The sequence below is a fragment of the Rugamonas violacea genome, from assembly GCF_016461825.1.
GTDB lineage: Bacteria > Pseudomonadota > Gammaproteobacteria > Burkholderiales > Burkholderiaceae_D > Rugamonas.
The window spans coordinates 1-10,814 of the sequence record NZ_JAEMNU010000167.1; the positions used below are offsets into that span (position 1 = coordinate 1).

Consider the following 10,814-nt stretch of genomic DNA (forward strand, 5'->3'; position numbering starts at 1 on the left):
TTCAGCATTGGGCAATCTGTCGCCCACCGTCTACGAACGGAAAATGGCAGCACGCCAACCTATCGTCGTGTCCGAAATTACTTGACCACAGCACAGCGCATCCTCAACAACAAACTCCGGTACAGTCTCAACTCGCTTTGCCTTGCGTGTTTCTAAGTCCAGCATGCGAATCTGGTTGACCAGTGCAACACCTTGGGTCTTCGTGCCTGCACCGCTCAGCGAAGCCGCGAAGCCAGCATGACGGGCAAAGTCGCCACCTTGCGTTATCGGCGCAATCAGCACTACACCCAAGGCGTTGAATGCGGCCGCCGACAGCACCAGCGCGGGCCGCATGCCCCTCTGTTCGTGCCCTTCAGTCGGATCAAGGTTGACCATTACAATGTCGCCGCGTCCAAATTTACTGCGGCTCACCACGCTTCACGCCCCACAGGCTTAACCTGGGACCAAGCCGCCAAATCGGCAGGCTCCGGCGCAGAAAGATCGCATTGCGCCACCAAATCAGCCAGCGAAAATGATGGACGTGCAGCTTTCAACAGCACGCCTTCAGGCTGCACATTCACGCTGAGCTTGTCCCCCAAAGTCACCTTGAGTATGCCCAGCAACTCGGTAGGCAGACGCACTGCTGCACTATTGCCCCATTTCTGAATTGATAATTCCATAAGACCTCCAAATGTTGATACATTGTAGATTCATTCAGGACGCAACGTCAAACGCAATTGTTTATACAATGTATCAATAAATTCCGCTCAGAGCACGTCCGAGAATGCCTGACGCAACTTCCGCGTATCAATTTGGACGTCAATCGTGCCGACACACGTCGGTTCCCTGCCGTGTTTGGTGAGTGTCGACCAGGCTCCGCACCAGCCGGTGCCGTTCAGCCCTCCCAAAAAATCCCCGATGTTGTTCAAAACTTCTTGCGCAATCACAGATGTGCCGCAAGAAGATGACTTAATAATTACCACCGTGCCCAGCCGTTAAATTTCTTGGTGGAAAATATTGAGGCGAACAACATGGATACTTATACCGCCGGCCCGTGGGACCGGCTCATCGGCGATCCCGACGATCCCGCTAGCCAGGATCGCGGCCCGCAGCTGACGCCGGAGCAATACAAAAGCCTCATTGCGCGCGACCTCGAAGCGTTGCTCAACACCCGCACGGCGATCCCCGATGACCTGCTGGCGTCCTTGCCGCGCTGCCGGCGCTCGATCGCCAACTTCGGCCTGACCGACTTTGCCCAGCTATGTCTGAGCAGCAGCGAGGATCGCAAGGAAATTTGCGACCGCCTGAAGCTCGCCATCGAGCGCCACGAGCCGCGCCTGAGCAAGGTGAAAGCGCAGCTGATACGCGAAGCGGGCGTGGTCAACCGCCTCAGCTTTTCCATTTCCGCCGTCATCCGCGCCGATGCCGAAGCGGATCGCGTCAATTTCGATCTGATGCTGGAGCCGTCCAGCTTGCGTTACGCCGTCCGTTGATGGCGGGCTCGGCCTGCCTTTGCGAGGAAACCCACGATGAAGAAACTGCGCACGCATTACGAACGCGAGCTTGGCGCGCTGGACGGTTACGCCGAGGAGTTCGCCGCCGAATTTCCCGCCGAGGCCGGCAAGGCCGGCATGCTCGGCAGGGCGAGCGAGGATACCCACAGCGGCCGGATTATCCAGGCCAGTGCGCTGTCCAACGCCCGCACGGCGCAACTGATCGAAGACAGCGACGCCAGGTTCACCGAAGCGCTGTTGAACGTCAACTATCCGCATTATTTGCAACCATTCCCGGCGACGGCCATCGTCGGTCCCGACCTCGCGGCGGCGGCCGATAGCCTGACGACGGTCGGCACCATTCCGCGCGGCACGATGATGAACGCGAAATTGAGGGACGGCACGCCGTGCCGCTTCCGCAGCAGCTACGACATGCTGCTCGCGCCGGTCCTGCTGTCCAAAGTCGCCTTCCATCCCATCATCGACATTCCACCGGCCTTGCCACGGCCTGCGACGGTGAGCTCGTCGCTCAGCATCGTCATCGAATGCGGGGCCGGCAGCCTGGACCTGAAACAGCTCGCATTGGCGCGCTTGCGGGTGTTCATCGACGCCGACCAGTCCTTGTGCGCGATCACGCGCGACGTCCTGTTCATGCGGGCGGAGAGCGCCTATATCGAGCTGGCCGGGGAGGGCGGCGGCGCCGGCTGGACGGCGCTGGACAGTCCGCCGATCCGGCCCGTCGGCTTCGCGCCGGAGGACGCGCTGATTCCGTTCAAGGCGTCCTCGCATCCGGCGTATCGGCTGTTGACGGAGTATTTCGCCTTCCCCGAAAAATTCAATTTCTTCGATATCGACTGGCCGCAGTTGTCGCAACATCTGCCCGCCGGTTGTCGGCGGATAAGCTTGCACCTCGGCCTGTCCGGCGTGGCGGCCAATTCCGCCACGGCGCGCAGCCTGGCCACCTTGTCGAGCAAAAACTTCCTGTTGGCGTGCACGCCGGTCGTCAATCTGTTCAGGCACAGCGCCTGTCCCATCGACATGACGCACACGGCGCCCGACTACGAGCTGATCCCCAACGGCGCCGCGCATGCCCATGAGATCCACAGCGTGGATAAAGTGTATGTCGTGCGCAATTCGCCGAAGGGACAGGCGATCACCGAATTCCGTCCCTACTATTCCCTGCGGCACGGCGAGGCCGGCGGCCACCGTGGCCGCTATTACCTGGTCCGGCGCGACGGCGTGCTGGCGCTGAGCAAGCCCGGCCATGAAATGCGCATCGCCCTGGTCGACCTGGACCTCGACCCGATGGCGGTGGAACACGCCAGCGTGTCGATCGACCTCACGTGCAGCAATCGCGACTTGGCCGGCGGCCTGCGTTACGGCGCCGCCGGCGGCGACCTGGAGCTGGAGCAGTCCACGGCCGCTTTTCCGCTCCGCTTCCTGCGCAAGCCGACGCCGCCCCACCGCTTCGGCTCGGACGCCCATTGGCGCCTGATCGCGCTGCTGTCGCTCAGCCACAGTTCGCTGGTGCGGGACGGCGTGGACGCACTCAAGGAGATACTGACGCTGCACGACCTGCCGCAGTCGCCGGTGACGCAACGCCAGATTGGCGGCATCACCGGCCTGGCCCATCGGCCGGCCAGGACGCGCTTGCGCAAAGCCGGTGCAAGCTGCCTGGTGCATGGCATCGAAGTGCTGCTCACCCTCGACGAGGACGCCTTCGCCGGCAGCGGCCTGCATCTGTTTGCGCAGGTGCTGGACCACTTCTTCGGCCTGTACGTGCACATCAACAGTTACATACAACTGACCGTCCTATCGCAGTCCAGCGGCGAGGAGCTGATACGATGCCCACCCCGAAATGGCGCCATCCATCTAGTCTGATCCGGCGTGCCATCGAGCACCCGCAGCAGTTCGACTTCTTTCAGTTGGCGCGCGTCTTCGACCTGTGGCTGCGCGGCCAGGGCCATACGCTGGAACGCTTCGTGCGTTTCAGGAACAGCGTGTCCTTGCGCTTTCCGCCCAGCCAGATCGAAGCCTTGAGCGTTGCCGCCGAGGTGGCCGTCGATACCGACGCGGCGCTGCAAGCCGCCCTCGATCGGGGACAGCTGCGCAATATATGCATCACGCCGGCCTTCATGGGCTTCCTGGGCGTCTGCGGCGTGCTGCCGTATTGCTACACGAACAGCGTCGCCGCGCGCATCCACTTCAACCAGAACGAAGGGGCGCGCGCCTTTCTCGATGTCTTTTCCAACCGTTCGCTGACCTTGTTCTACCGGGCCTGGGAAAAATGCCGCGTCGAATACCGGCGCGACGCCCAGGGCCGCGATGGCTTTCTGCCGCTGCAACTGGCGCTGGCCGGCGCCAGGCCGCGCCCGCGCGGCGACGGCGCGCTCGTCGAGGAAGTGGTGGCGCACTACGCCGCGCTGATCCGGCATCGACCCGTGTCGGGCGCAGTGCTGGTCGGCATACTGAACGAGTACTTTGGCCTCCCTTTCGCGCTGGAGCAATTTGTCGGCGCGTGGGAGACGCTGCGGCCGGAGGAGCGCAGCCGCCTGGGCGGCGCCAACCGCAAGCTGGGCAGCAACGCGATGATCGGCCAGCGCTATTGGCGGCGGGACTTGTGCGTGCGCCTGCGGCTGGGGCCGCTCGCCCGCGCCGACTTCGACCGCTTCCTGCCCGGCAGCAGCGGCCAGCAGGCGCTCACGGCGATGCTGGCCCTGTTTGCCATTCCCAATGTGCTCTTTGCGCTGGACTTGATCCTGCGCGCCCAGGACGTGCTGCCGGTACGGCTGGGTTCCCATCAACGCATCGGCCACGGCGCCTTTCTGGTGCGGCAGCCGTCGACGGTCGACCGCAACGGCAAGCGTTACCACATCACCTTGTAAGCACCGAACAACCTTAGACCGGGAGGACGCAGTGGACAGCGACGATTTCAATGTTGCTCAACTTGTCGAGCAACACCTGACCGCCAGGAACCGGCCGATGCGCATGACCGTGGGCTTCGCCAGCGGCGCATCGGACGGCGTGCTGCTGCCGCATCGGCTCAGCGGCGTCGAGGCCATCTGCGACGGCATCGACATGCGCATCTACTGCGTGTCGACCGACGAGCTGCTGCCGCTCAAGACGCTTATCGGCCTGCCGGTGGCGCTGCAGATCGTCACCGACCAGGGCAATCTGCGCAGCATCTGCGGCCTCGTCGCCGAAGCCAGCCAGGGCGAAAGCGACGGCGGCCTGGCCACCTACCAGCTGGTGGTGCGCGACGCCCTGGCGATCCTGGATCTGGACGTGCACACCCGCGTTTTCCGCAACAGTAGCGAACTGGCGGTCGTCAAGACCCTGCTCGACGAGGCGCGCCTGCGCATGCCGGCGCTGGCCGCCGCTTTCGAGTTCGAGGTCGACACGGCGCTAGAGTTGCGCCAGGACCCCGCGCGCAGCCAGATCATCCAGTGCAACGAAAGCACCGGCGCCTTCATCCGCCGCCTGCTGAAACGGCGCGGCATAGGCTGGTTCTTCCGCGCCGGCCGGGCCGGTGCCGACCGCGCCGATGCCGAAGCGGCCGACGCCAGGCTGGGCACGCCCGTGCACACCATGGTGCTGTTCCACGACGCCATGCGCCTCAAGCCGAGCTCGGCGGGGCGGGTGCGTTTCCACCGCAACAGCGCCACCGAGGAGCGCGACACCATCACCGCCTGGAGCGGCGTGCGCACCTTGCGGCCCGGCCGGGTCAGCCGCTTCAGCTGGAACTACAGCAACCCGCGGGCCGCCGGTTTCATGTTGGCCGGCATGCGCAGCGCGGCCGATCAGGGCGTCAAAGGCGAGCAACTGGCCGCCGGCCTGGAGCAGTATCTGGTGGACGCGCCCCATGTCGGCGACAACTACGACGACCTGTGCGCGCTGGCCCGCCAGCGCATGGCGCGCTCGGACTTCGAGGCCAAGTGTTTTTATGCCGAAGGCGGCCTGCGCGATGTCGGCCCCGGCGAGTATATCGGCCTCGACGGCCACGCCGAACTCGACAGTCATGCCGAGGACGAGCGCAACTTCATCATTGTCGCCCAGCACGTCACGGCGCAGAACAATCTGCCCAAGGGACTCGACGCGCGGGTCGAGCGCATGTTCGCGCGCAACCATTGGGCCATCGACACGGCCGACTTGCCGCTGGCGGGCAGCAACTGGTTCGACGCCGGCGAGCTGCGCTTCCTGAGCCGGCTGACCTGCATCCGGCGCGGCACCGACTTCGTGCCGGCCTACGATCCCCGCGTCGACCTGCCGCATCCGCAACTGCAAAGCGCGATCGTGGCGGGTCCGTCCGGCGAAGTCATTCACACGGACGGATTGGGCCGCGTCGAGGTCACATTGGTCGGCGCGCGCACGCCCGGCGACGATGCGGCCGAGGCCGCCGCCGGTCCCCGCTCGGCCTGGGTGCGCGTGGCGGGCGCCTGGGCCGGCACGGCCGAGGGCGGCGGCGGCCACTTCGGCATGCTGTGCCTGCCGCGCGCCGGCACCGAAGTGTTGCTGGCCTTCCTGGGCGGCGATCCGGACAAGCCCGTCATCGTCGGCCAGCTCTACAACGGCGCCGCGCGGCCGCCGCAGCTGGGCCTGGGGGATTTGCCGGGCAACAAATACCTGTCCGGCATCAAAAGCCGCGAAGTGCGCGGCAACCGCGCCAACCAGCTGCGCCTGGACGACACGCCGGGCCAGATCAGCGCGCAACTGGCCAGCGAGCACGGTGTTAGCGAACTGAACCTGGGCTGGTTGACGGCGCCCCGCAACAAGGGCGCCGGCGCGGCGCGCGGCGAAGGGGCCGAATTGCGCACCGACGAGCAGCTGGCCCTGCGCGCCGGCAAGGGCATGTTGCTGTCGGCCTGGCAACGGCTGGACGGCGACGACAAGCAGCTGGAACGGAAGGACTATCTGGCGCTGATGGAAGACTGTGTCGAGCTGTTCCGCACCCTGGGCAAGTACGCCGCCGAGAATCAAGCCCTGCCGCTGGACGAGGTGGCGCAGCTTGACCTGCAATCGGCCGTCAAACGGTGGGAGAACGGCAGCAACACGGCGCCCCGGGGCGAGCAGGGCGGCGCGGCCGCCATCGGCGTGACGGCGCCGGACGGGATCAGCTTCGCCACGTCCAAGGCCATCGTCAGCTACGCCGCCGTCAACATCGACAGCGTGGCCCGGCAGCATATGCAGATGACCGCCGGCCAGCGTTGCAACCTCAATGCCGGCAAGGGGATTTCGCTGTTTGCGCACCATGACGGGATCAAGGCCATCGCCCATCACGGCAAGCTCGTGCTCCAGAGCCAGCATGATGAAACGCAAATCAATGCGGCGCTCAATATCACGCTGACCGCCAGCGATGGCAAGCTGGTCGGTATGGCCAAGGAGATCCTGCTGATCACGGAAGGCGGTTCCTTCATCCGGCTGGCCGAGGACATCACGCTGGGAACTAAAGGCAACATCATCCACCACGGCGCCAAATTCCCGTTCAAGGGACCGAGTTCGATGCAGACGCAATTCCCCACCTTTCGCACCAGCGACACCGATTTGAAGTTCGCCGTCAAACACTTCGCGAATTCCCCGGACGAGCTGGTTTCACCGGCAGAGCATGCCGAAGTCAGCATGGCCAATGGCGACACCAACACCGGCAAGACTGACGAGCAGGGCAAGTCCGATCTGAAGGAAAGCGAAGCGATGACGGTGGCGAGGTTGCGTGTGCTCGAAAACAAGGCGTAGTCCAGGCGGATTCAATTGCTGAACAGCGGAGGCGGCATGGGACTGTACAAGAAGACGGAATACGTATCGGGCAGCCGGTCCGGCATCACGATGTCCAACCGGATGAGCGATACGGTGGTGGATCGGCGCCCCAAGATGCCGGGTGCCGTCATCGTGGTGCATGGTGTCAATGACGTCGGTACCAGCTACGACGAAGTGGAAAAGGGCTTGTGTGCCGGCCTGACAAAGCGCCTGTGCGGCGCCTTCGTGCCGGCCACATACCGGATTCCCAAATCGGACGACCGGAACAAAGTGCTGGCCGATCCTGACGATATTTTTTTCAAGCGCCTCGCCAACGACAAAACGTTCAGTCCCGTTATTCCGTTTTATTGGGGTTATTCTGAAATGAAAGCGCTGGCCAAAGTGCGCCAAGGCCAGATCACCGATCGCGACGGCAACCGCTTGGACCTGGACTACACCAAAGGCGGTGGCCCGTTCGGCAACGCCACCACCACGTTGCCGGATATGTGGAACCGGGGCGCAAGCTGGCGCTTCAATCTCAGCAGCGATCCGACGCGTCCCCTGTTCAATACGCCGCCACGCATGTATATGGTGCTGGCCGCGCGGCGCTTGGCGGCGTTGATCGCCATGATCCGCGACTACGGCCCCGACGAAACGGTGACCGTCGTCGGGCATAGCCAGGGGTGCTTGATCACGCTGCTGGCGCAGGCATTTCTCAAGGAGGAAGGATGTCGTCCGGCAGACACGCTGATCCTGACGCATCCGCCCTACAGTCTGGCCGAACATCCCTATTGGATCGTCAAGACGGGAGAAACCTACCGCAGCGGCGAAGACGCGCAGATGCATGATCATTACGATGAACTGACCGGCTGGCAGAACCTGCACGCCCGCCTGCAAACGCTGGTTAACACGGTACACACCGTAATCAGGCAGCACGTCACGCCGATCGATATGAAGGACTTCCTGAAAAGCGACACGCCGTATTACGGCACAGTCGGCGCCAGATGGGATCCCGCCAAGGAACGGGACAACCGGCGCAAGGTCTATCTGTATTTTTGTCCGCAGGACATGACGGTAGCACTCGATAGTGTGCAGGGCATAGGCTGGCAGGGTGTGCCGGACTTCATCGAGGGCGAACAATTGCTACCGGACGAGCGCGTCCGCTACTTCGATGCGACGGCGGGAGAGACGCGGCGCATCGGCAGCGCCCCGACAAGAAGCAAGACCGTGCTGCGCCGGCCGTTGCAGGAATTGGGGGAGGGTTTTTACCAGCGCGTATTCACGGACAAGCAAAGGATCAATCCTGCGACAGGGAATGCCGAACCCGTGCTGGTGGGCGCTCCGCCGCACGACTACGCTTTGCGCATCAAGGGCGAAAATGACCATGACCATGTGGCCAGCGGAAACCGCATCATGCGCGACGGCTTCCCCGCAGTGAAATGGCCCATCGCAAAGAACGGGGCTTGGCCAGACAGGCGCAGCGAACGTGAACAACGCGACGGCATCCGCAGTGTCACCGGCGAGGCGTTGCCGACACCGGTGGCTGCCGATCTGCGCGGGCAACAGCAGATCGATCGCAAGGATGGTCCCTACGAGGCGGTCGACCCCATCGATGCCAGCACCGCCGTCTCCAGTGGCAAGGGAGTAAACGACAAGTGGGTGCTCATTGCCGATCCCACCGGTTCGGAAAAATACTACGATTCGCACGACTCCAATTCGAGTCCTCACCCGGCGCTCTTCAAAGGACCTGTGCAGAACGCCAACGGCTTCATCCGCGAAGTGCGCGATGCCATGAACCGGGATAAGTCGGCCGGACAGTGCTGCGATGTCTTGGCCGTCTACAAATGCCTGGGTACAAAGGACAGGAAAGGCATTTATCAGCTATTGGTCAAGCGCACCGAGACGCCCGATGAGGCGCGGCTACGCTGGCAGCACGAGGAGGTTGAGAAATCCTTCCACGGTTCGATTTTCGGCAGTAGCGGCAACCACGAACACGTCACCGCGTATGACCTTGCCATCGGCCAAGGGACCGCAGTGAGTGATCCGAAATTTTATGCCTACCTGTGCGCGGTGGCGGATTGGCGGATGAAGAAGCCGGGACGACGAGGAACTGAGCGGCCGTCGATTGCGCTTTGGGGCAATTTTCTGATGCAATTCAAAATCTTTCTGGATGCTGAACCCGAATGGCGCAAGAAACTGATTGAGGGAAATTGCGATTACTACAGCACCGGCGAGCTTCCTGCCTGCCTACCCGTGTTGCCGGCCCAGTTACCGCTCGATGTGGTGTGCGAAAGCCTCGATGGCAAGCGCATGGAGCGAAGTACGCCGCCGAAGGGGAAAAAATCATGAGCAAACAACAGACTGCGGCGCAACGGCCGCAAATGCTTCGCTACATCCTGGGCTCCATGCTCGCCATGGCGATTCTGATTCCCTTGTGGACTGTCTTCGTCATGTATGTAATGTATGCCGCGCAACCCGAAACCCATTTTATCGAGGAGCAGCCGATGAAAACCCATCTGCTTTGGTTTGTGCTCATACCCGTGGCGGCGGTGGTATTGACGGCCGGAACCCGCTGGAAGAATGCTGTGCATCAAGCGGAAATGCCGAAGGCCGTGATCGTACAAAACAAGCTGGTTATGCCCAGCGCCTACGAGGTGGAAAAGGTACGGCGGGAATATGTCCTGGAGGTGATCGCGATGGGAGTAACGCTGGACAAGTACCGACAGGGGAAATTGTGGGATGCATTGCAACAGGGAAATCCTTATGTGACGATTCGCGAGGACGATCCGAATAAATATCCATGGAGTGCGAACGACAAAGATGGACTGGGTGGAAAGCGAGTTGACGATGCTTTGCGAAACAGTTTCGCTTATACGCCGATGTATTGGGGCGTTCCGTCATTTTTTGCAACCAGCCCAGATCCTGAATCGGCCAATCCGTCACCAGACGATCCTATCAGTGGCGCTATTTCGGGTGCGAATATGGGGTTCCACTTGTTTGTCACGGCACCATGGATGCTGGCAGAGCGACCCGATCGGATTCTGGAGGAGATATTTACATTCTTCGATACACATCCCGACGTTCCCTACGTGGTATTTACCGTAATCGATGGCATGGGAATGCGCGATTCGGCGCGGCCCCCTGATACACCGCGGTTACTAAAGGATGGCTACTATGTCACGGAGATGCCTGACACTTCTACCGTGTTCGTGCTGGCACGGCGCGAGCGCGTTGAACCGTTGCGGAAGTTCATTTGGGACGATCCCGATGACGACTTCCTACATGAAAAACTGCGCTGGATGTACGGAACATTGGAGGGCGAGCTACCGCAACCGGGCCGTAAAACTCCCAGCCGGAGCGCAGCCGAAATCGGCGCCGATCCGTCACACCACATGTCTATGGGGCCTGTGCGCCGTACTCCATCCGTCAGCGAATGGCTGGAAGCGAGCGCGGCGTTCGCCAAGCGCCACGACGTCGTGAATCAGGGCACGTTATCCAACCTCGCCCACCATGTCGATCACCCGATCAACCGCCCGCCGCGCGGCTGGAAGCCAACGCCATGGTTCCCCATCCCCTGGACCAAGGAGCAGTTGCGCACCTTCGACAGCCTGC

Annotated in this window: 8 protein-coding genes; 6 read left to right on the plus strand and 2 right to left on the minus strand. The window is 62.5% G+C overall.

Going from position 1 to position 10,814, the window contains the following annotated elements:
- Positions 1–30: 30 nt before the first annotated feature.
- Positions 31–414: a type II toxin-antitoxin system ChpB family toxin gene (locus tag H7U20_RS29720; protein WP_199762746.1), complete on the minus strand. Its 384-nt coding sequence runs from the start codon at positions 412–414 to the stop codon at positions 31–33.
- Entirely contained in the window at positions 408–659 is a 252-nt protein-coding gene (locus tag H7U20_RS29725; RefSeq protein ID WP_199762747.1) for an AbrB/MazE/SpoVT family DNA-binding domain-containing protein, read from the minus strand. The genes H7U20_RS29720 and H7U20_RS29725 overlap by 7 nt, the downstream gene beginning before the upstream one ends.
- Positions 660–986: 327 nt before the next feature.
- On the opposite strand from H7U20_RS29725, the gene tssE reads away from it, so the two are divergent.
- The 6 genes from tssE to H7U20_RS29755 form a co-directional block, all read left to right on the plus strand.
- A complete protein-coding gene (gene tssE, locus H7U20_RS29730) occupies positions 987–1,472 on the plus strand; it encodes a type VI secretion system baseplate subunit TssE (RefSeq protein ID WP_370593296.1) in 486 nt (161 codons plus the stop codon).
- Between the two features lie 36 nt (positions 1,473–1,508).
- A complete protein-coding gene (gene tssF / locus H7U20_RS29735) occupies positions 1,509–3,353 on the plus strand; it encodes a type VI secretion system baseplate subunit TssF (protein WP_199762748.1) in 1,845 nt (614 codons plus the stop codon).
- Complete coding sequence (gene tssG, locus H7U20_RS29740) at positions 3,317–4,357, plus strand: type VI secretion system baseplate subunit TssG (RefSeq protein ID WP_199762749.1); 1,041 nt, start codon at positions 3,317–3,319, stop codon at positions 4,355–4,357. The genes tssF and tssG overlap by 37 nt, the downstream gene beginning before the upstream one ends.
- A gap of 31 nt (positions 4,358–4,388) precedes the next feature.
- On the plus strand, positions 4,389–7,202 hold the full coding sequence (locus H7U20_RS29745) for a type VI secretion system Vgr family protein (RefSeq protein WP_370593297.1): 2,814 nt from the start codon (positions 4,389–4,391) through the stop codon (positions 7,200–7,202).
- 36 nt (positions 7,203–7,238) lie between these two features.
- Complete coding sequence (locus H7U20_RS29750; RefSeq protein ID WP_199762751.1) at positions 7,239–9,551, plus strand: T6SS effector phospholipase Tle3 domain-containing protein; 2,313 nt, start codon at positions 7,239–7,241, stop codon at positions 9,549–9,551.
- Positions 9,548–10,814: type VI lipase adapter Tla3 domain-containing protein (locus H7U20_RS29755; RefSeq protein ID WP_199762752.1), on the plus strand; the 1,267-nt coding region annotated here is incomplete at its 3' end. The genes H7U20_RS29750 and H7U20_RS29755, both read left to right, overlap by 4 nt.